We start from the raw sequence: 22,419 nt of genomic DNA on the forward strand, positions 1-22,419 counted from the left end.
TCTCCCTCTCCCCTTCGTTGCTTACGAATTTTGCATTTGTTCAATTTCTTGATCGGTCATTTTTTCGCGCCAAATGGTTGCCCCTAAACCAGCTAATTTTTCGACAAGGTTGCTATACCCGCGGTCAATATGCTCAAGGCCGGTAATTTCCGTTACCCCTTCGGCCATCAGCCCTGCGATAACAAGCGATGCGCCTGCTCGTAAATCGCTCGCTTTTACTTTTGCGCCTTGCAGCTGAACAGGTCCAGTCACAATTGCCGAACGACCTTCGACTTTAATATTCGCATTCATGCGGCGCAATTCATCAATATGCTTAAACCTTGAGCTATAAATCGTATCTGTCACCACGCTCGTCCCAGTTGCTTTCGTTAACAACGTCGTAAACGGCTGCTGGAGATCGGTCGGAAATCCTGGGTAGACGAGCGTCTTGACGTCGACCGCCTTCATCGATGGGACGCTTTTCACGAGTAGTTGGTCATCGCTCGCTTCGACGTGCACGCCCATCTCGCGCAGCTTCGCCGTCAATGACTCAACGTGCTGCGGAATGACGTTGTCGACAATGACTTCGTTTCCCATCGCCGCCGCAGCAATCATAAATGTTCCCGCTTCAATTCGGTCGGGAATAATCGAGTGGCGGCAGCCGGAAAGTTTGTCCACTCCTTCAATCCGAATCACATCCGTTCCTGCTCCCTTAATTTTGGCGCCCATGTTCGATAACAATGTCGCGACATCAATAATTTCCGGCTCTTTCGCCGCGTTTTCGATAATCGTGCGCCCTTTGGCGCGAACGGCCGCCAACATAATGTTAATCGTTGCCCCGACGCTGACCACGTCCAAATAAATGCGCGCACCGCGCAGTTCATCGGCGCGTAAATAAATCGCTCCTTGTTCGTTTGTCACCTTAACTCCTAACGCTTCAAACCCTTTAATATGCTGGTCGATTGGGCGCGGGCCTAAATGGCAGCCGCCCGGTAGCCCGATGACTGCCTTTTTGAACCGTCCGACCATCGCCCCCATCAAGTAGTAAGAAGCGCGTAATTTTTTCACTTTTCCGTTTGGAAGAGGCATTGACACGATGTTCGTCGGGTCAATCGTTGCTTCCTTGCCATCAAAATAAAACGTGCCGCCAATTTCTTCGATTAACTCACCTAATACACGAACATCTGAAATATCCGGCAAACCTTCAATCGTTACGGGCGATTCGGCAAGAATCGTTGCTGGGATGAGCGCGACGGCGCTATTTTTTGCCCCGCTAATTCGCACCGTTCCGTTTAATCGGTCGCCACCGATGATTTTTAACTTTTCCATTATAGTCTCCCTTCCAGCGAAGATGACTGATGTTTGCGCAACTTACAAGGAAACAGTTACAGTTTAGACAAAAAAGACCGATTTTTATCGCTGTTGGCTATTCCAATCCGCTAAAAATTTTTCGATTCCTTGGTCTGTTAACGGATGTTGGCATAGTTGGATTAACACTTTATAAGGAACGGTCGCGATATGCGCCCCACGCAACGCCGCCTCTGTGACATGCAACGGATGGCGAATCGATGCGGCGATAATTTCTGTTTCAATGCCGTGAATATCAAAAATGTTGGCAATTGTTGAGATGAGCTCCAATCCGTTATGGCCGATGTCGTCTAACCGACCGAGGAATGGAGAAACATACGTCGCGCCTGCACGTGCTGCTAGCAGTGCTTGGTTCGCATTGAAAATGAGCGTCACGTTCGTTTTAATTCCTTTTTCGCTGAACACTTTCACCGCTTTTAGCCCTTCCGGTGTCATCGGCACTTTAATTGTAATGTTTGGTGCGATTTTCGCCAGCTCTTCGCCTTCTTTAATCATGCCTTCTGCATCGGTCGAAATGACTTCCGCGCTGACAGACCCTGATACGATGTCGGTAATTTCGCGAAGACGGTCGTGAAACGACACGTTTTCTTTCGCTACAAGGCTTGGGTTTGTCGTGACACCTGCTAATACACCCAATTCATTCGCTTTTTTAATTTCTTCCAAATTGGCGGTATCAATAAAAAACTTCACGTTTTCCTCCTCCTTTTTCTAAAAAAAGGTAGCTTTTTTCCTTTGCCTAGCAGCTACCTTAAATATGAAACAAAACCGCTCGCTCCGGCTTTGCCGGAACGATGCGGCTAATCATTACAATGCTTTTCCTGAGGAACCGAATTCACGCATTTTGCCGATGACCGTTGCTTTAATCGCATCACGGCCAGGACCGATAAATTTGCGTGGGTCATACACTTTTTCGTCTTTCGCTAAAATTTCGCGAACGACTTTTGTGAAAGCGATTTGGTTTTCTGTGTTTACGTTAATTTTCGACGTACCGAGCGAAATCGCACGTTGAATTTGTTCTGTCGGAATGCCTGTACCGCCGTGCAATACAAGCGGAATACGCGTCAAATCACGGATGATTTCCATTTCTTTAAATCCAAGTTTCGGCTCCCCTTTATAAGGGCCGTGAACCGAACCGAGCGCAGGTGCTAAACAGTCAATGCCTGTCCGCTTCACTAATTCTTCGCACTCTTTCGGGTCTGCATAAATGACACCGTCCGCTACGACATCGTCTTCTTGTCCACCGACTGTGCCAAGTTCTGCTTCAACCGATACGCCGCGTGCATGGGCATATTCGACAACTTGTGACGTAATTTGCACATTTTCTTCAAATGGATGGTGAGAAGCGTCAATCATGACCGAGGTAAATCCAGCATCAATCGCTGCTTTACATTTTTCAAAGCTAGAACCGTGATCGAGGTGGATGGCCACTGGCACCGTAATGTTCATATCTTCCATTAAGCCTTTGACCATGTGGACGACTGTTTTGAAGCCGCCCATGTAACGAGCTGCACCTTCGGATACACCAAGAATGACTGGAGACTTTTCTTCTTCCGCTGCCGCTAAAATCGCTTGCGTCCATTCGAGGTTGTTGATGTTAAATTGCCCGACCGCATATTTTTCGGCTAACGCTTTATCGAGCATTTCCTTCATTGACACTAAAGGCATGATCGAGATCCTCCTTAATCGTTAAACTTCGCCTTTCGCTAACAAGGGGCTATGCGTAGCATCACCATTTTATGTAAAAATATGTATGAAAGGCGCGCTTCCTACGTTATAAGCATACCAACTTACAATGAAAACAGCAACCTTCAGGAGGGGCGTGAATTTAACAATAATTTGTCGAAAGCGCATTACAACGAAATATATTTTCGCACCGCATCACGCATATCGTCGATATCAAACGGTTTCGCAAAATGCATGACTGCCCCTAGTTCTCTCGTTTCTTGGATCATATCAAGTTCGCCGTACGCTGTCATAATAATCACCTTAATGTCGCGGTTAATTTCTTTAATGCGCTTTAGTATTTCAATTCCGTCCATGCCAGGGATTTTCATATCAAGCAATACTAAGTCCGGCTGATGCTTTTGCACAATGTCTAGCGCTTGTACGCCGTTCGATGCTTGAAACGTCGTATACCCTTCCCGCTGAAATACTTCGTTCAACAAAATGCGAATACCGTATTGGTCATCGACGATTAGAAGCTTATTTCCCATGTTTACGCACCTCTATTCTTTCGTTTCCTGCTTGTATATTTCGCCTTCTTTTGTTATTTTCCTGCCGTTTTGGAATAAACGACCCAAAAGTATGAGGAAAGTTACTGCAAAAGTAGGGTATATCCTGGAAAAGTTGTGTTCTTCCCTAAAACAAGTATACTGTAATGATGAGAAGGAAGGTGAAAAAATGCTCAAAATTTTTCTAACACAATTACACGGCTATTTAAAAAAACTCACAGAAGAGGAAATGGCAATTGAAGATGGCGCTCGTTTGCTTGCGCAAGCAGTGGTAGGAGAAGGGCGCATTTTCGTGCACGGGGTGGAGGAAATGGAAGCGGTCGTCATAGACGCGATAAAAGGGAGAGACGCCTTGCCGAAAGTCGCACGATTGGTTGAAAACGGCGCCATTTGCGACGACATCGATGAAACCGACCGTCTACTACTTATCGCACCATTTGCCAACGATGAGGAAGCGATACGTTTAGCAGAGCAGTTGAGCGGAAAAGTGCCGATTGTTGCTATTGCGGCGGCCACCGACGGAGAACGTTCGCTTGCCGATCTCGTCGATGTTTATATCGACAGCAAGCTTACAAAACCGCTCCTTCCGCGTGAAGACGGGACGCGCTTCGGTTTCCCAGCAACGATTACAGCGCTATTTGCCTATTATTGCTTATTGTTTACGGTACATGAAATTTTAGAGGAGTATGAGTAAAAAGACGATCCGCGTGGGATCGTCTTTTTATTTATAAACTTTTGCGATTGGATAAAGCGTCTAGCTTCTAGCGACATCGTTTCCTCTTGGGCTTGAGCGATCTTCGCCGATAGGCGGGCGCTTTTCTTATTGTAACGAAGCTTTAATAAAGTCGCGGAACAGCGGCTGTGGTCTTGTCGGGCGCGACGTAAATTCCGGATGGAATTGCGCAGCGACAAACCACGGATGGTCTTTTAATTCAATAATTTCCACTAAGCGACCGTCTGGACTTGTCCCAGAAAAGATGAAGCCGTGCTGCTCCATCACTTGACGATATTGGTTGTTAAATTCATAGCGATGGCGATGGCGTTCATAAATGACTTCATCGTCGTACGCTTCGTACGCGCGCGTGCCCTCGACTAATTTGCACGGATATAGCCCTAAGCGAAGCGTGCCGCCTAAGTCTTCAACATCTTTTTGTTCCGGCAATAAGTCAATAATCGGATGCGGCGTCGTTGGATCGATTTCGGACGAATGTGCACCTTCTAACCCAACGACATGGCGGGCAAACTCCACAGACGCTAGCTGCATGCCAAGGCAAATGCCGAGGAACGGGATGCGTTGTTCGCGCGCATAGCGAATCGCTGCAATTTTCCCTTCAATGCCGCGGTCACCAAATCCGCCTGGGACGAGAATGCCGTCCGCTTCTTGTAAAAGGGTCGCAACATTGTCATTGTTCACCTGTTCGGAGTTGATCCATTGAATTTCCACTTCGGCATCAAACGCATACCCTGCATGGCGAAGTGCTTCGACGACGGAAATATACGCATCTTGCAATTCGACATATTTGCCGACAAGCGCAATTTTTGTTTTCCGTGAAAGATTGCGCACTTTTTCGACGAGCGCTTTCCATTCGGTCATATCTGCTTCTTGGCAATTCAGTTTTAAATGCTCGCAAACGATTTGGTCCAATTTTTGTTCTTGCAACATTAACGGTACCGCATAAAGCGTATCCGCATCGCGCGCTTCAATGACCGCTTTCGGATCAATATCGCAGAAAAGAGCGATTTTATCTTTCATGTCTTGGGACATCGGCATTTCGGTACGAACGACGATGACGTTTGGCTGAATCCCGAGGCTTCGCAATTCTTTGACGCTATGTTGCGTCGGCTTCGTTTTCATTTCCCCCGCTGCTTTAATGTACGGAACGAGCGTACAATGAATGTACATGACGTTTTCACGGCCGATGTCGCTTTTTATTTGGCGAATCGCTTCTAAAAATGGCAGTGACTCAATATCGCCGACCGTGCCACCGATTTCGGTAATCACGACGTCCGCGTTCGTTTCCCGTCCTGCGCGGAAGACGCGCTCTTTAATTTCGTTTGTAATGTGCGGAATGACTTGCACGGTGCCGCCTAAATAATCGCCGCGGCGCTCTTTTTTCAAGACGGTAGAATAAATTTTCCCGGTCGTCACGTTGCTATATTTGTTTAAGTTAATGTCGATAAAACGCTCGTAGTGACCTAAATCTAAGTCGGTTTCCGCTCCGTCGTCTGTGACAAATACTTCCCCGTGTTGGTATGGACTCATCGTGCCTGGGTCAACGTTAATGTATGGATCAAATTTTTGAATCGTCACGTTTAAGCCGCGGTTTTTTAACAACCGACCTAATGATGCTGCAGTAATTCCTTTCCCTAGCGATGAAACGACGCCACCCGTTACAAAAATATACTTCGTCATCTTCTTCCCCCCTGCTGAATATAGACAGTTAAAGTTTGTGCAAAATACAAATAAAAAACGCTCCGCTTACCGGTGTAAGGGAGCGATATTTTTTATCGGTTCTATTTTGAAAGAGCCCAAATAAGATTCTACATAGCTAAACTGACAAAGTCAAGGGGATTGTTATTCTTCTTCCTCTGTTTCTTCAAAATCGTCGATTAGCTCGTCGTCTAGCTCTTCTTCTAATTCTTCTTCCCCTAGATCAAATTCTTCATCAAGCAGTTCGTCCTCAAGCTCATCGGCATCATCGAGATCAAATTCCTCTTCATCGAGCAATTCATCATCTAAAACATCTTCGACATCGTCATAGTCGTCAAGAACGTCGTAATCCAACTCTTCTTCATCGATAATTTCATCGTAATCTTCATACTCATCATCCAACTTTTTCTTCTTCTTCGGCTTGAACGTTGTGACGTTTTCATCTTCTGTTTGGTCGTACGGATACCACGAACGTAACCCCCAACGATCCTCGCTCACACAAATAAAACGGCCATCAATATTTAAATCTGTATAAAATTGCGCAAGGCGCGCTTGCACTTGGTCCTCCGTCAAATTCGCCAAAGCAGCAATTTCTTGGACGAGCTGTGGAAAAGGCATCGCTTCTTTTTTATCGCTCATGACTAAATAAGCGAGTTCCACAAGCGACATTTCTTGCAATTCTTCTGGAGAGTATTGCTGCAAACTCACATCCGGCACTCCCTTTCTATGTAATATTCCGAATAAATAAATGAATGCATGAAATACATACCATTCATTATAAACAATTTCCCTTTGTTTATGCTAGGTCTTCGACGAGCGTTTCATAAAAAATTGTTGCTTTTTCGTGAAAAAGGGGCTGATCGATAATCGACCAGCCTTACATATTGCGGCGGTATTGCCCGCCGACTTCGTATAACGCTTTTGTAATTTGCCCGAGGCTCGCTACTTTAACCGTTTCCATCAATTCTGCGAAAATGTTGCCGCCGCTCACCGCGACATGTTTCAATCGCTTCAATGCTTCGTCGGCTTTGTCCTTGTTTCGCTCTTGGAACGCTCGTAAATTCGTAATTTGCAATTCTTTTTCTTCGTAAGAAGCGCGCGCTAATTGAATGTTGTTTAACTCTTCTTCCGACGGCGGATTTGGGTTTAAATACGTATTGACGCCGATGATCGGCAGTTCACCGCTATGCTTTTTCATTTCATAATACATCGATTCGTCTTGAATTTTGCCGCGCTGATATTGCATTTCCATCGCGCCTAATACGCCGCCGCGGTCGTTGAGCCGCTCAAATTCTTGCAATACCGCTTCTTCGACTAAGTCCGTCAACTCTTCAATAATAAACGAGCCTTGCAGCGGATTTTCGTTTTTCGTTAACCCGTGCTCTTTTGTAATGATCAGCTGAATCGCCATCGCCCGACGGACCGACTCTTCGGTTGGTGTCGTAATCGCTTCGTCGTAGGCGTTTGTATGCAGCGAGTTACAGTTATCATGCAACGCCATTAACGCTTGTAGCGTCGTCCGGATGTCGTTAAAGTCAATTTCTTGCGCATGGAGCGAGCGGCCGGACGTTTGCACGTGATATTTTAATTTTTGGCTCCGCTCATTTGCCCCGTATTTTTCGCGCATGACAACCGCCCAAATGCGGCGAGCGACGCGGCCGATGACCGAGTACTCTGGGTCTAAGCCGTTGCTAAAGAAAAACGATAAGTTTGGCGCAAAATCATCAATATGCATGCCCCGGCTTAAATAATATTCGACATACGTAAAGCCGTTCGCTAATGTAAACGCTAGCTGCGTAATCGGGTTTGCCCCCGCTTCGGCAATATGGTAGCCGGAAATCGAGACAGAGTAATAGTTGCGTACTTTATGTTGAATAAAGTACTCTTGAATGTCCCCCATCATTTTCAGCGCAAATTCCGTTGAGAAAATGCACGTATTTTGTCCCTGGTCTTCTTTTAAAATATCGGCTTGCACCGTGCCGCGCACCGTTTGTAGCGTCCATGCTTTCACTTCTTCATATTCTTCTTTCGTCAGCGGGCGGCCAAGCTCTTGTTCGCGTTTTTCGACTTGTTGCTCGATGGCGGTATTCATAAACATCGCTAAAATAATCGGCGCTGGTCCGTTAATCGTCATCGACACAGACGTCGATGGATGACATAAGTCAAAGCCTTTATACAATCGTTTCATATCGTCGAGCGTACAGACGCTGACGCCGCTTTCGCCGACTTTTCCGAAAATGTCTGGACGGTATTGTGGGTCTTCGCCGTATAACGTTACCGAGTCAAACGCTGTACTTAAACGCTTCGCCGGATCGTCTTTACATAAATAGTGGAAGCGGCGGTTCGTTCGCTCTGGCGTTCCTTCCCCAGCGAATTGCCGTTTCGGATCTTCCCCTTGCCGCTTAAATGGGAAGACGCCGGCGGTGTATGGGAAAAAGCCAGGAACGTTTTCTTTATACACCCAGCGCAAAATTTCCCCGTAGTCTTTAAATTTCGGCAGCGCGACTTTCGGAATGTCTAGCCCCGCAAGGCTTTTCGTCGTCAATTCGGTGACGATTTCTTTGTCGCGAATTTTTGTAACAAATTGTTTCGCGCGATATTTCGCTTTCACGTCTTCCCACGACCCGAGAATTCGCTTCGATTCCGCAGTTAACTCGTTTTCGTAATGCTGTTTTAACGTCTCTAGCGACGCAATCACTTCTTCTTGCCCGCGCTCTTTCGCTGCCGCAATCGCCCCTTCGATTTGGAACAAACGGCGAGCAAGTTCGCTTTGTTTTTCCACATATTTATGGTAATTGCGCACCGTATCGGCAATTTCGCGCAAATAATGGCGGCGTTCGTTCGGAATAATGACATTTTGTTTTTGCACGTCTGCGACGGTTTCGAGCGTCGTCGTCCAGTTCGTACCTGCTTTTTTATTAATTAAATCAATCAAAGCGACAAAAAGCGTATTCGTGCCCGGGTCGTTAAATTGGCTTGCAATCGTTCCGTACACCGGCATTTCTGATAACTCTTTATCAAATAGTTGGTGGCTGCGTTGATATTGTTTTTGTACTTGCCGTTTGGCATCTTCTGAGCCTTTTCGTTCAAATTTATTAATGACGATAAGGTCGGCATAGTCAATCATGTCGATTTTCTCTAGCTGTGTCGGCGCCCCGAACTCGCTCGTCATGACATACATAGAAATGTCGCTCACTTCGGTAATCGCCGCATCGCCTTGACCGATGCCGCTTGTTTCCACGATGATTAAGTCAAATCCACCCGCTTTCACGACTTGAATCGCTTCTTTAATCGCGAGCGACAACTCCGAGCGCGAATGGCGCGTCGCTAAGCTGCGCATGTAGACGCGCGGCGAGTTGATGGAGTTCATGCGAATGCGGTCGCCAAGTAGCGCACCACCTGTTTTTTGCTTTGTCGGGTCAACCGATAAAATTGCCACTTTTTTCTCCGGAATTTCGTTTAAAAAGCGGCGGACGAGTTCATCGGTTAACGAGCTTTTTCCTGCGCCGCCCGTTCCGGTAATGCCGACGACTGGCACGTGTTTTGCCATTTCTTTTACTTTCCCAAGGACGCGTTCAATAGTTGCGGCTGCTTCATCGTCTGCATCTAGCAAGTTTTCACAAACGGTAATAAGCCGAGCGACCGCTTGCACATCGCCGTTCGGCAGGCGGTCGAGTTCGTCCGTCAACTGCTTTACCGTCGGGAAATCACACTCTTCTAACATGACGTTAATCATGCCTTGCAACCCGAGCACGCGCCCGTCTTCCGGTGAAAAAATGCGGGCGATGCCGTAGTCGTGCAATTCTTTGATCTCTTTTGGAATGATGACGCCGCCCCCGCCGCCGTAAATGCGGATATGGGAGGCGCCGCGTTCTTTTAATAAGTCGTACATATATTTAAAAAATTCCATATGGCCGCCTTGGTAAGAAGAGACGGCAATGCCTTGCACATCCTCTTGGATGGCGGCATTGACAATCTCCTCTGCCGAACGGTTATGTCCTAAATGAATAACTTCTGCGCCGCTTGCTTGCAAAATGCGGCGCATAATATTGATCGAGGCATCGTGGCCATCGAATAAGCTGGAGGCTGTCACAAAACGAACATGATGTTTCGGCCGATAAATGTGTGCCATCCTCTCTCTCCCCCTTTGTCGTTATGACCGTTTCTCCAAAATACCCCTTAACAACAATTGCGTTTGCAGTTCGATGTATTCCTCTAACGTATACATTTTATGAAGCGCCCAGCGGCGGAACGCCCACATTTGTCCGAGTACGAAAATATCGTGAGCAAACAGCTGAATTTCCCGCTCGGTTAGGCAGAACGCTCCGTTTTCGACACATTCTCGCAAAATGTTTTCAAAAATCTTCACCATTTGTAACTCTTTGTTCAAGACGTACGGCAGCGAATCTTTCGTTAATGACTTTACTTCTTGGTACATGACGAGCACTTCGTCTTGCAAATCGTCAATGACTTTGAAGTAGCGAGCGATGGCAAGCTTTAAGCTTTCAATCGTGCCATGGTGCGTACCGATATCTTTTTCGAGCCGTTCGTATACTTCATCGTAAATGCGGTCGCACACTAAGTAAAGTACATCTTCTTTTTGGCGGATATATTCATACAGCGTGCCGATGCTAAACCCTGATGCTTTGGCAATTTCCCGCGTTGTCGTCCGATGAAACCCTTTTTGTTTAAACAGAGCGATCGCGCCTTTAATCATTTCGTTGCGTCGCTTTTTGACGAGCCGTTCGTCTTTGACCGAAGCCGGCACTTCCCGCTTTTTCATATTCATCGTCAACCGCTCCATTACTCTTTCGTTAACATCCGTGAAATGACAAGCCGCTGAATTTCTTGCGTTCCTTCATAAATTTGCGTAATTTTCGCGTCGCGCATAAACCGCTCTACTGGATAATCTTTCGTATAGCCATATCCGCCAAAAATTTGTACCGCATCGACCGTGACTTTCATTGCCGTATCTCCTGCAAACAACTTCGCCATCGCCGACGCTTTTCCGTATGGAAGGTTGTTCGATTCGAGCCATGCTGCTTGGTATGTCAATAGCCGCGCCGCTTCGACTGCCGTTGCCATGTCCGCTAATTTAAATCCTACCCCTTGTTGTTCCGCGATCGGTTTGCCAAATTGCACGCGCCCTTTCGCGTATTCGACGGCTGCATCGAGCGCCCCTTGAGCGATGCCGACCGCTTGCGCCGCGATGCCGTTGCGGCCGCCGTCTAATGTCATCATCGCAATTTTAAATCCTTCCCCTTCTTGCCCAAGCAAGTTTTCTTTCGGAACACGGCAATCTTCGAAAATGAGCTCCGTTGTCGGTGACGAACGAATGCCTAGTTTTTTCTCTTTTTTGCCGATCGAAAAGCCTGGTGTGCCTTTTTCAATAATGAAGGCGCTAATGCCTCTATGTTTTTTTTCCGGGTCTGTCACAGCAAAGACAACGTAAATGTCCGCTTCGCCACCGTTTGTAATCCATACTTTCGAGCCGTTAATGACGTAATGATCGCCGTCTAATACCGCTCTTGTTTTCATCGAGGAAACGTCTGACCCTGCGCCCGGTTCCGAAAGACCGTATGCACCAAGCTTTTCTCCTGTCGCTAGCGCCCGTAAATACGTTTGTTTTTGTTCCTCTGTGCCAAACTTATAAATCGGCCAGCTCGCAAGGGAAATGTGCGCCGATAACGTTACCCCTGTCGATGCGCATACTTTCGATAGTTCTTCTACAGCGATGACATACGCTAAATAATCGCTACCGATGCCGCCATATTCTTCCGGCCATGGAATACCGGTTAGCCCGAGTTCCGCCATTTTATCGAAAATTTCGCGGTCAAACCGCTCTTCTTCGTCACGCTCTGCCGCTGTCGGTGCTACTTCGTTTTTCGCAAATTCGCGCACCATTTTTCGTATCATTTCATGCTCTTCGGTTAATTGAAAATTCATCGTCCTCTCCCCCGTTTCTTTTATAGTTGCTTGCTAATGACTAAGCGCTGGATTTCGCTCGTTCCTTCGTAAATTTCACAAATTTTCGCATCGCGGAATAAGCGCTCCACCGGATAGTCTTCGGTGTAGCCGTTGCCACCGAAAATTTGCACCGCTTCAATCGCATTTTCCATCGCTGCTCTTGATGCGAACAATTTCGCCATCGATGCTTCTTTGCTGCAGGAAAGTCCTTTCGTTCGCAAAAAGGCAGCGCGATACACTAATAGTTTCGCAGCTTCAACCGCTGTCGCCATATCGGCTAGTTTAAATGCAATTCCTTGCTGCTCGGCGATTGGTTTGCCAAACTGAATCCGCTCTTTCGCATAGGCGGTCGCGTATTCCAATGCGGCTTCGGCAATGCCAAGCGACTGGGCAGCGATGCCGATGCGGCCGACGTCAAGGTTTGCCATCGCAATTTTAAATCCTTGCCCTTCTTCGCCTAATAAATTTTCTGCTGGCACTTTTGCATCTTCAAACGAAATTTGTACTGTTCGTGAACCGTGCAAGCCCATTTTCTTTTCGTCTTTGCCGATAATAAATCCTGGCGTATCTTTTTCGACGATAAAGGCAGAAATGCCGCGGCTTCCTGTTTCGTCTGGATTCGTGCGGGCAAATACGATGTACGTATCCGCTTCTCCGCCGTTTGTAATAAACACTTTCGAGCCGTTTAAAATGTAATAGTCGCCTTGGCGAACAGCTTTCGTTTTCAAACTTTTCGCATCCGATCCAGCACTTGGCTCGGTGAGGCAAAAGGCGCCAAGATATTCTCCGCTCGCAAGCTTCGGCACGTATTTCCGTTTTTGCTCTTCTGTTCCGAAATAGAGGATTGGGTTTGTACCAACGGACGTATGCACCGATAAAATGACGCCGACGGTTGCACTGACTTTGGAAATTTCATGAATGGCAATAATGTATGACGTAAAGTCCATGCCGGCGCCGCCGTATTCTTCTGGAATCGTAATTCCCATTAACCCGAGTTCCGCCATTTTTTTTAAAACTGGCCGCGGAAACTCTCCCTTTTCCATCCGCTCGACAAACGGGGCGATTTCGCTCGCCGCAAACTCACGCACCATGTTGCGCATCATTTCTTGCTCTTCTGTGAAACGTAAGTTCATCTATGTCACCTTCTTTGCTGTCCGTTTATTCGTACGTATAAAATCCTTTGCCTGTTTTTCTGCCTAGCCAGCCGGCTTTCACGTATTTACGCAACAATGGGCACGGGCGATATTTGTCGTCGCCAAATCCTTCATGAAGCGTTTCCATAATATATAAACACGTATCAAGCCCGATAAAATCCGCAAGCGTCAGCGGCCCCATCGGATGATTCATGCCGAGCTTCATCACTTCGTCAATCGCTTCTTTCGTCGCTACTCCTTCGTATAACGCGTAAATGGCTTCGTTAATCATCGGCATTAAAATGCGGTTCGAAATAAAGCCTGGAAAATCGTTCACTTCGACTGGCACTTTATTTAACTTGCGCGTCATCGCTTCGATTGTTTCATACACTTCCGGCGCTGTCGCAAGCCCGCGAATAATTTCGACAAGCTTCATCACTGGAACCGGGTTCATAAAGTGCATGCCGATGACTTTTTCCGGCCGCTTCGTCGCAGCGGCAATTTCTGTAATCGGCAGCGATGACGTGTTTGTCGCTAAAATCGCATGCGGCGGTGTGATTTCATCGAGTTGCGCAAACAACGATGTTTTTACTTCCATGTTTTCGACAACCGCTTCAATGACTAAATCGACGGCGCGTGCATTGTGTAAATCGACCGATGGCGTAATACGTTGTAAAACGGTTGCTTTTTCTTCCTCTGTCATTTTTCCTTTTTCGACTTGGCGTGTTAAGTTTTTCGTAATCGTCGACAGTCCACGCTCGACATATGTTTCTTGTAAATCGTGTAGAAACACATCATACCCTGCCATCGCACATACTTGGGCAATGCCGGATCCCATTTGACCGGCACCGACTACCATTACTTTTTGAACGTCCATCCGCAAATCCCCCATCTCCTGTTGTATTCGTTAATCGACTTGAACCATGACGGCATCGCCTTGGCCGCCACCGCTACAAATTGCTGCAATGCCAAGACCGCCGCCGCGGCGTTTTAATTCGTGAATGAGCGTGATAATGATGCGTGCACCGCTTGCGCCGATTGGGTGTCCTAGCGCAACGGCTCCGCCGTTGACGTTCACTTTCTCTGGGTCGAGCCCAGCGATTTGGATGCTCGCTAATGCGACTGCGGCGAACGCTTCATTAATTTCAAATAAGTCAATCTCTGCCGCTGTTTTGCCTGTTTTTCGTAATAGCTCGTTAATGACAAGCCCTGGCGTTTTCGGGAAATCTTTCGCTTCGACAGCGATCGATGCATGGGCGACAATCGTTGCTAGCGGCGTTCTCCCTTCACGCAGCGCCCGTTCTTCGCTCATTAACACAAGCGCAGCAGCTCCGTCGTTGACGCCTGGGGCGTTTCCGGCAGTAATTGTTCCTGTCGGGTCGAATACTGGAGAGAGCTTCGCTAATTTTTCAAGCGATGTGTCTTTGCGCGGCGATTCATCGTCTGCGACAACGAGCGATTCGCCTTTTCGTTGCGGAATTTCGACTGGGACGATTTCTTCGGCAAATACGCCTGCCTCCATTGCCGCGATAGCCCGTTGGTGGCTCCGATATGCCCACGCATCTTGCGCTTCACGAGAAATTTCTAGTTCTTTTGCTGTTTCTCCGCCGTATATGCCCATATGCACCCCAGTAAAGCTGCACGTTAATCCGTCATATATCATTAAATCTTTCACCGTCGAATCACCCATGCGCAATCCCCAACGCGCTTTCGGTAACACATACGGTGCGTTGCTCATCGACTCCATCCCACCAGCGACGATTACTTCGCCGTCGCCTGCACGAATAATTTGATCTGCTAAGGTGACACTGCGCATGCCAGAAGCGCATACTTTGTTAATCGTTTCGGTGCGCACTTCCCACGGAATCCCTGCATAACGAGCCGCTTGCCGCGAAGGAAGCTGCCCTTGCCCTCCTTGTAACACCGTGCCTAAAATGACTTCGTCTACTTGTTCAGCGCTTACATTTGCGCGCGCTAACGCTTCTTTTACTGCGATTCCTCCTAACTGAGCAGCAGTAAACGTGCTTAAACCTCCACCAAATTTCCCAAATGGTGTGCGTACTCCGCTTAAAATGACCGTTTTCCCCATCGTCCTCTCCCCCTTAAAAAATATATAGATGCCCAAGCGCTACCAAAACGGCAACGGCGTGAGCGAAAGAAAGCGATTACAAATCACCGACTGAACGTTCGCTCAGTGTATGTCGTTTAGGAGGAAGGTGTTTTGCACACCTTCCTTTCTATTATACCAACTATTTTAAAAAATACGAATTATTTATGCAATTTTTTTATGAAGCAACTTCTTTTTTGTCCCCAAACACGGCTTTTTCAAGCAGTTCCGCAATGTCATACGTCGCGACTTTGTCCTCGACTTCTTTCGCTTTCGTTCCATCGCTTAACATCGTTAAGCAGTACGGACAGCCGGAACTGATGACGGTTGGGTTGACCGCTAACGCCTGCTCCGTGCGTGCGACGTTAATGCGCGTACCTGTCGTTTCTTCCATCCACATTAAGCCACCACCCGCACCGCAGCACATTCCTTTTTCGCGGTTGCGTTCCATCTCCACAAGTTTCACTCCAGGAATCGCTCGCAAAATGTTGCGCGGCTGCTCGTACACTTCGTTGTAGCGGCCAAGATAACAAGAATCGTGGAAAGTAATCGTTTCGTTTACTTCGTATTTCGGCACTAACCGTCCTTCTTCGACAAGCTTTGCTAACAATTCGGTATGATGGTACACTTCTGCTTCAAATCCGAAATCCGGATATTCGTTTTTAAACGTGTTGTATGCATGCGGGTCGATCGTGACGATTTTTTTCACGCCGGCTTTTTCGAATTCGGCGATGTTATTCGTCACTAATTCTTGGAATAAAAATTCGTTCCCTAAACGGCGCGGCGTATCGCCAGAGTTTTTCTCTTTATTGCCTAAAATCGCAAATTTGACGCCTGCTTCGTTTAACAAACGGGCAAAAGCTAAGGCAATTTTTTGGCTGCGGTTATCAAACGACCCCATCGAGCCAACCCAGAATAAGTATTCGAATTCTTCGCCAGCCTTTTGCATTTCTTTTACCGTTGGAATATGCACGTCTTCGCGCAATTCACGCCAATTTTCTTTTTCTTTTCGGTTGAGTCCCCATGGGTTGCCTTGGCGTTCGATATTGGTCATCGCCCGTTGCGCATCTGGGTTCATTTTTCCTTCCGTTAACACGAGGTAGCGGCGAAGGTCGATAATTTTATCGACATGTTCATTCATGACCGGACATTGGTCTTCGCAGTTGCGGCATGTCGTACAGGCCCAAATTTCTTCTTCTGTGATGACATCGCCAATTAAGCTTGGCATTTCCACCGTAGCTGCTTGCTCTCCATATCCCGCAAAGGCAAGCTGGTTGCCTTTTGTATGTTTAAACGCAAATACTGGTACCCAAGGCGCTTTTGACGTGACCGCTGCCCCTTTTTCTGTTAAGTGGTCACGCATTTTTAAAATTAAGTCCATTGGCGATAACATTTTTCCTGTTCCCGTCGCCGGACACATGCTTGTACAGCGACCGCACTCGACACAGGCATATAAATCAATGAGCTGCGTTTGTTTAAAGTCTTCAATTCTACCCACACCAAACGACTCTTGCGTTTCATCTTCAAAATTGATTTTTTCAAGCTTTGGTCGCGACAAACGGCTGAAGAAGACGTTCACCGGACCAGCAATTAAATGTGCGTGCTTCGATTGTGGAACGTACACTAAGAAAGTAAGCAAAATTAATAAGTGTACCCACCAAGCGACGTAAAAGAGAACAGCCGCTCCTGTTTTTCCGACCCATGAAAATGCCCCGGCAACAAGGGAAGCAACTGGCTCGCTCCATGTCGCGTCTTCGCCATGCCAAATCATGCTCATGCCGTTTCCGAATAACACGGAAAGCATCAATCCGCCGATAAAAATTAACACAAGCCCTGCTTTAAAATCGCGTTTTAAGCGGACGAGCTTTTCGATGTAGCGGCGGTAAAACGCCCAAAAGACAGCGATCAAAATAAGTAATGTCACAATTTCTTGAAAAAACGTAAAGCCCGGATAAAGCGATCCTAGTGGAAGATGGCCGCCCGGAACGAGTCCTTTAATAATAAAATCAATCGCGCCGAACTGAACGAGAATAAACCCGTAAAAAAAGATGACGTGAATCAAGCCGCTTTTTTTGTCTTTCAACAGTTTCTTCTGGCCAAATACATTCACCCAAATTTTTTCGAGGCGCTCTTTTACTTTTTGGTCAAACTCGACTTTTTTGCCTAGCTTAATATAGGCGATGCGCGTTTTCACCAAATACACAAACAAATGAACTGCGTAAGCGGTTACAAACAAAAATGCAAGAAAATTAAGAACGAGTAACGAATTCACCATCTAACTCCCCTTTCCCCCTTTATGACGATAAAGAAAAAATATTAATAACAAAATAAATTTTCAGAATTATACCCCTTGTTTTTATTTTAAGTATGAATGAGCATTCAGTCAACAACGTTTTTGCTGGAGAGCATGTTAATTTTTTTCATAACGGGTACATTAACTACATAATGACTTACGATGCAGGAGGGACGTATGGTGATAGGGGTGGTTGCCATTTTGTTGTTGCTTATCGTTCTCGATGAGCGGCTTGGTCGCAAACGAAAGCGGCCTGATCCAAAAAAGGAATATCCGATGCGGCAAAGCGACATGACGTTGTTTACAAACGGCAGGCATTTATTCGCCGATTATTTCCAAGCGATGAAGCAGGCAACGCACCATATTCACGTTTTGTTCTATATTGTCAAAACGGATGACATTAGTCAACAGTTTTTGTCGATTTTACAGCAAAAGGCAAAAGAAGGAGTGGAGGTGCGGCTTCTTGTCGATTGGATCGGCAGTTTCGGGCTGCCGCGGAAAACGATTCGCTCATTAAAGAAAAGCGGCGTGCGGTTTGCGTTCAGTCAAAAACCGTCATTCCCGTATTTTTTTTATCAACTCAATCGTAGAAATCACCGAAAAATTACGGTCATTGACGGCAAAGTTGGCTATATCGGCGGATTTAATATTGGGAAAGAATATATTGGGCAAGATACCGATTTTGGCGATTGGCGCGATTACCATTTAAAAGTAAGCGGGGAAGGAGTGGCGGATTTGCAGGCGCAATTTTTGGAGGATTGGAAAGCCACAACAAGAGAAACTGTGCAAAATGAGGAACGATATTTTCCGCCATTGCCAAACGGCGCGATCGCTCATCGGTTCATCGCAACAAACGGCGATGGACTGGAGGAAGATTTTTCTCGCCTCATTCGCCAAGCGCAGCGAGAAATTATGATCGGCTCTCCTTATTTTATTCCCGGGAAAAACGTGATGGATGCGCTGCTAGATGCACTGAAACGCCAAGTAACAGTGACGATTCTCGTTCCGTTAAAAGCGGACCATCCGTTTGTAAAAGAAGCGGCGTTTCCGTACTTCTATCGATTGTTGAAACATGGCGCGCGCATTTATCGGTTTTACCAAGGATTTTATCATGCCAAAACGATTATTATTGACAACGATGTATGCGATATCGGCACGGCGAATTTTGACAAACGGAGTTTTTTTCTTAACGGGGAAATGAACTGTTTCATTTACGATCGTGCATTTACCCAACAAATGAAACATGTCATTCGCCATGAATTATCGCGCTCCGAGCCATTGACGCTCGACTGGTGGAAAAAGCGGTCCATATGGGAGCGGGGAAAACAATCGCTCTCTAGTCTTCTTTCGCAATGGCTATAGAAAAATGTTGGGGACTCTCCCCAACATTTTACTTCCATAACGTGCTAATCCATTCAAACGCTTTCATTCCTAAATAGACGCCGACGATGCCGGAAATGCCTGCAAGCGCTGGCGGCGCCGGAATCGGCAAGCGGAATAAAGTAAACAAAAAGCCAACGACCATACCGGTCAATAATGATAAAATAATTTCTTTCATGTGAAAGCATCTCCTCCATTTTTTCCGCTGTCACACTTTTTCGACAAATATCTACTCCTATCGACAGCCATTACCCATCTTATCATACTCTTTTTCAAATGGGGAGGCAAAAAAAGTGGATATATTTGCCTAAAACAAATATACCCACTTCCCCTGTTTATTATTATATCTTAAAAATAACTGTGTGCCTACATTTTTTCCGGTGCAGAAACACCGATTAATGCAAGGGCGTTTTGCAGCGTGATTTGCACCGCTTTCACTAACGCTAGGCGTGCTTGGCTTTTTGCCACGTTTTCTTGGTCGATGACTTTCTCCGCATTGTAGAAGCTATGCAACGCCGACGCCAGCTCAAAAATATAGTTTGTCACGCGATGAGGGGTGCGCTTAAGCGCAGCTTCCGCTACCGCTGCTGGAAATTCGCCAAGTTTTTTCAACAGCTCGATTTCTTTTTCCGACTGGATATACTCTAGCTGCAATTCGCCTTCATAAGATAGATTTTGCTCCTCTCCTTGGCGAAGAATGCTGCACACGCGCGCATGTGCATATTGCGCATAATACACTGGGTTTTCGTTCGATTGCGAAACCGCTAAATCCATATCAAAATCTAAATGCGTATCGCTTGAACGCATCGCAAAGAAATAGCGAGTGGCGTCTAATCCGACTTCCTCCATCAAATCGCGCATCGTCACGGCTTTGCCGGTCCGTTTGCTCATTTTCACTTTTTCGCCGTTTTGATACAAGCTAACGAGCTGAATAATTTCTACTTCTAAGATATCTGGGTCATAGCCAAGCGCGGCAATCGCTGCTTTCATGCGCGGAATGTAGCCGTGATGGTCCGCACCCCAAATGTTAATCAGCTTTGTAAATCCGCGCTCCAGCTTGTCTTGATGGTACGCAATATCCGGCAATAAATACGTATACGTGCCGTCTTGTTTAATCAATACGCGATCTTTATCGTCGCCAAACGTCGTCGAGCGGAACCATGTCGCCCCGTCTTGTTCGTAAATGTGTCCTTTTTCGCGCAATGCTTGTAACGCTTTTTCGATTTTTCCGTTATGGTACAGCGACGTTTCGGAATACCATACGTCAAAGTTTACGCGGAAATCGGCTAAATCTTTTTTAATTTTTTCCATTTCATAGGCGAGTCCGTATTCACGGAACTGCTGCAACCGCTCCGTTTCCTCCATTCCAACGAACTTATCGCCATGTTCTGCCGCTAGCTTTTTCCCTAACTCGATAATATCTTCGCCGTAATAGCCGTCTTCCGGCATCTCTTTCTCGATACCGAGCGCTTGGAAATAGCGAGCTTCAACCGACTTCGCCAAGTTGGCAATTTGGTTGCCGGCATCGTTAATATAATATTCGCGCGTCACGTCAAATCCGGCTTTTTCTAGAATATTGCACAACGAGTCACCGACCGCTGCGCCGCGAGCATGGCCTAAATGCAAGCTCCCCGTTGGATTGGCGGACACGAACTCAACTTGCACTTTTTGTCCGTTGCCGACGTTCGTTTCGCCGTATGACGCCCCTGCCTGCAAAATCGTCGGAATGAGGTTCGTTAAATAGCGATTGTCCATGTAAAAATTAATAAAGCCCGGTCCGGCAATGTCGATTTTTTCCACCGAAACAGCTTCGCGGTTGAAATGGCGGACGATTTCTTCCGCGATCATGCGCGGCGCTTTTTTCGCCACCCGCGCCAATTGCATCGCCATATTCGTCGAATAGTCACCGTGCGCTTTTTCGCGCGGCACTTCTAAAATGACGTTCGGTATGTCTGCTTCTGCCGCAAGTCCTGCTTTGATGACGGCTTGCTTAATTTCTTCCTTCATCTTTTCTTTCATTTGTTCGACAATATTCATCTTTTTCGTTCCTCCCTAAATAAAATCGTTACTTTATACCGGCCAGCATCGCGTTCTGCTAGCTGCAATATGTAAGAAAAAAATAGTTGGCCTTTTTTCGCTTTTTCATTGTATTCGTACCGCACTTCATCTGTTTTTGTTTTCAACGACCACCGCGCCATGTCGTTTTCATACGTCCCGACTGTTTCTTTATGCTTTCGGAACGTATGGCGCATTTGCACCGCGCCAGAACGAAGGACAACGACTTCGTCTTCGTGGATTTTTAGCACATTTTTTACCGTTCGACCTTCATATTGCTCGTCAAATGTTAAATAGACCGTATCCCCTTTTATGTAGTATAAACCATTTGTTTCAATGACAACAGTTTCTTTTCGCAAACCGTCGCGAATTTCCGTCACTTGCTTCAGCAAAATCGGCGTTCCGTTCGTTCTCTCCATCGTTTCACACCTTGCTATATGAACTCTCATTAAGTATAAGAAAAGCCTGCAACACATGCAATAGGCGGCCTCTAGAAAGAGACCGCCTATTTACTTATGCTTTTAAGTTTTTGAGCACGTTCCTTGTCCTATGTCAAAGAAATATCCCCGCCTATAAGACGGGGATCGCGGTTATTTCCGTTTTTGTACCCAACCGAGAATCATTTCACGAACGAGTTTGCTTGCGGTGTTCGCCGTTTGCTCAGAATGGTCGTATACCGGAGCGACTTCGACTAAGTCCGCGCCGACGACGTGGACCCCTGAGCGGGCGATTTCGTGAATTGCTGCGAGCAATTCTTTTGACGTAATGCCGCCAGCGTCTACCGTCCCAGTTCCCGGCGCATGCGCTGGATCTAACACGTCAATATCAATCGTGACGTAGACCGGACGGCCGGCTAACGTCGGCAACACTTCTTTTAACGGTTCTAATACTTCAAATTTTGCAATATACATGCCGTTTTCTTTCGCCCACTGAAACTCTTCTTTCATACCGGAACGAATGCCAAACGAGTATACGTTTTGCGGCCCGATCAACTCGGCAATTTTCCGAATCGGCGTCGAGTGCGACAACGGCTCGCCTTCGTAATGCTCGCGCAAATCGGTGTGCGCATCCATATGAATGATCGCTAAATCCGGATATTTTTTATATACCGCCTTCATCACCGGCCACGACACTAAATGCTCGCCGCCAAGACCAAGCGGAAATTTACCTGCCGCTAAAATGCGGTCCACGAACTCCTCAATCATGTCTAAACTGCGTTGCGCGTTGCCGAACGGAAGCGGGATATCGCCGGCATCAAAATATTTCACTTCCTCAAGTTCGCGGTCTAAATACGGGCTGTACTCTTCGAGACCGATCGATACTTCGCGAATGCGCGCCGGACCGAAGCGAGAACCTGGGCGATAGCTCACCGTCCAATCCATCGGCATGCCGTAAATGACCGCTTCGCTTTCTTCAAAGTTTGGATGGCTTTTAATAAAGACGTTGCCAGAATACGCTTCATCGAATCGCATGCA

General features: G+C 46.8%; 19 protein-coding genes. 2 read left to right on the forward strand and 17 right to left on the reverse strand.

Features of this window, described 5'->3' with window-relative positions:
* Window positions 1-21 precede the first annotated feature (21 nt).
* From M4I42_RS00485 to M4I42_RS00500, 4 genes are all read right to left on the reverse strand, one after another.
* Window positions 22-1,308 (reverse strand): UDP-N-acetylglucosamine 1-carboxyvinyltransferase, encoded by a 1,287-nt coding sequence (locus M4I42_RS00485; RefSeq protein WP_268850312.1) that lies wholly within the window; start codon window positions 1,306-1,308, stop codon window positions 22-24.
* Between the two features lie 84 nt (window positions 1,309-1,392).
* Window positions 1,393-2,037 (reverse strand): fructose-6-phosphate aldolase, encoded by a 645-nt coding sequence (fsa, locus tag M4I42_RS00490; RefSeq protein WP_268850313.1) that lies wholly within the window; start codon window positions 2,035-2,037, stop codon window positions 1,393-1,395.
* Window positions 2,038-2,151: 114 nt separating this feature from the next.
* Window positions 2,152-3,012: a class II fructose-bisphosphate aldolase gene (locus M4I42_RS00495; RefSeq protein ID WP_268850314.1), complete on the reverse strand. Its 861-nt coding sequence runs from the start codon at window positions 3,010-3,012 to the stop codon at window positions 2,152-2,154.
* A 185-nt stretch (window positions 3,013-3,197) separates the two neighbouring features.
* The gene (locus M4I42_RS00500) at window positions 3,198-3,560 is read right to left on the reverse strand and encodes a response regulator (RefSeq protein WP_268850315.1); all 363 of its coding nucleotides are present in this window, start codon (window positions 3,558-3,560) and stop codon (window positions 3,198-3,200) included.
* Between the two features lie 187 nt (window positions 3,561-3,747).
* Here M4I42_RS00500 and M4I42_RS00505 point away from each other — a divergent pair, with 187 nt between their 5' ends.
* Complete coding sequence (locus M4I42_RS00505) at window positions 3,748-4,272, forward strand: DUF2529 domain-containing protein (protein WP_268850316.1); 525 nt, start codon at window positions 3,748-3,750, stop codon at window positions 4,270-4,272.
* Between the two features lie 126 nt (window positions 4,273-4,398).
* On the opposite strand, the gene M4I42_RS00510 is transcribed toward M4I42_RS00505, so the two are convergent.
* The 9 genes from M4I42_RS00510 to M4I42_RS00550 all read right to left on the reverse strand — a co-directional run bounded on the left by M4I42_RS00510 (window position 4,399) and on the right by M4I42_RS00550 (window position 17,488).
* Window positions 4,399-5,991, reverse strand: coding sequence for a CTP synthase (locus M4I42_RS00510; RefSeq protein WP_268850317.1), 1,593 nt, complete (start codon window positions 5,989-5,991; stop codon window positions 4,399-4,401).
* Between the two features lie 162 nt (window positions 5,992-6,153).
* Window positions 6,154-6,717 (reverse strand): DNA-directed RNA polymerase subunit delta, encoded by a 564-nt coding sequence (gene rpoE, locus M4I42_RS00515; protein ID WP_268850318.1) that lies wholly within the window; start codon window positions 6,715-6,717, stop codon window positions 6,154-6,156.
* Between the two features lie 169 nt (window positions 6,718-6,886).
* Complete coding sequence (gene icmF, locus M4I42_RS00520) at window positions 6,887-10,141, reverse strand: fused isobutyryl-CoA mutase/GTPase IcmF (protein ID WP_268850319.1); 3,255 nt, start codon at window positions 10,139-10,141, stop codon at window positions 6,887-6,889.
* 21 nt (window positions 10,142-10,162) lie between these two features.
* Entirely contained in the window at window positions 10,163-10,792 is a 630-nt protein-coding gene (locus M4I42_RS00525; protein WP_268850358.1) for a TetR/AcrR family transcriptional regulator, read from the reverse strand.
* A gap of 20 nt (window positions 10,793-10,812) precedes the next feature.
* Window positions 10,813-11,955, reverse strand: a complete 1,143-nt coding sequence (locus tag M4I42_RS00530; RefSeq protein ID WP_183183254.1) for an acyl-CoA dehydrogenase — start codon at window positions 11,953-11,955, stop codon at window positions 10,813-10,815.
* A 20-nt stretch (window positions 11,956-11,975) separates the two neighbouring features.
* Window positions 11,976-13,109 carry an acyl-CoA dehydrogenase gene (locus M4I42_RS00535; protein ID WP_268850320.1) on the reverse strand — a complete coding sequence of 378 codons (1,134 nt, stop codon included), beginning with the start codon at window positions 13,107-13,109 and terminating at the stop codon, window positions 11,976-11,978.
* Between the two features lie 25 nt (window positions 13,110-13,134).
* Window positions 13,135-13,986: a 3-hydroxybutyryl-CoA dehydrogenase gene (locus M4I42_RS00540; RefSeq protein WP_268850321.1), complete on the reverse strand. Its 852-nt coding sequence runs from the start codon at window positions 13,984-13,986 to the stop codon at window positions 13,135-13,137.
* Window positions 13,987-14,016: 30 nt separating this feature from the next.
* Window positions 14,017-15,198 (reverse strand): acetyl-CoA C-acetyltransferase, encoded by a 1,182-nt coding sequence (locus tag M4I42_RS00545; RefSeq protein WP_268850322.1) that lies wholly within the window; start codon window positions 15,196-15,198, stop codon window positions 14,017-14,019.
* A gap of 196 nt (window positions 15,199-15,394) precedes the next feature.
* Window positions 15,395-17,488, reverse strand: a complete 2,094-nt coding sequence (locus tag M4I42_RS00550; RefSeq protein ID WP_268850359.1) for a (Fe-S)-binding protein — start codon at window positions 17,486-17,488, stop codon at window positions 15,395-15,397.
* Between the two features lie 198 nt (window positions 17,489-17,686).
* Between M4I42_RS00550 and cls the strand changes: the two genes are divergently transcribed.
* Window positions 17,687-18,871, forward strand: coding sequence for a cardiolipin synthase (gene cls, locus M4I42_RS00555; protein ID WP_268850323.1), 1,185 nt, complete (start codon window positions 17,687-17,689; stop codon window positions 18,869-18,871).
* A 28-nt stretch (window positions 18,872-18,899) separates the two neighbouring features.
* Here cls and M4I42_RS00560 read toward each other — a convergent pair whose 3' ends face one another.
* The 4 genes from M4I42_RS00560 to speB all read right to left on the reverse strand — a co-directional run bounded on the left by M4I42_RS00560 (window position 18,900) and on the right by speB (window position 22,416).
* Window positions 18,900-19,067, reverse strand: coding sequence for a XapX domain-containing protein (locus tag M4I42_RS00560; protein WP_066322550.1), 168 nt, complete (start codon window positions 19,065-19,067; stop codon window positions 18,900-18,902).
* A 188-nt stretch (window positions 19,068-19,255) separates the two neighbouring features.
* Entirely contained in the window at window positions 19,256-20,926 is a 1,671-nt protein-coding gene (argS, locus tag M4I42_RS00565) for an arginine--tRNA ligase (protein ID WP_268850324.1), read from the reverse strand.
* Window positions 20,923-21,363 carry a DUF1934 domain-containing protein gene (locus tag M4I42_RS00570; protein ID WP_268850325.1) on the reverse strand — a complete coding sequence of 147 codons (441 nt, stop codon included), beginning with the start codon at window positions 21,361-21,363 and terminating at the stop codon, window positions 20,923-20,925. Before M4I42_RS00570 ends, argS begins: the two co-directional genes overlap by 4 nt.
* Before the next feature lie 171 nt (window positions 21,364-21,534).
* Complete coding sequence (speB, locus tag M4I42_RS00575) at window positions 21,535-22,416, reverse strand: agmatinase (protein ID WP_268850326.1); 882 nt, start codon at window positions 22,414-22,416, stop codon at window positions 21,535-21,537.
* Between the last annotated feature and the right edge of the window lie 3 nt (window positions 22,417-22,419).

The organism is Anoxybacillus sp. J5B_2022, assembly GCF_026847645.1.
Lineage (GTDB): Bacteria > Bacillota > Bacilli > Bacillales > Anoxybacillaceae > Anoxybacteroides.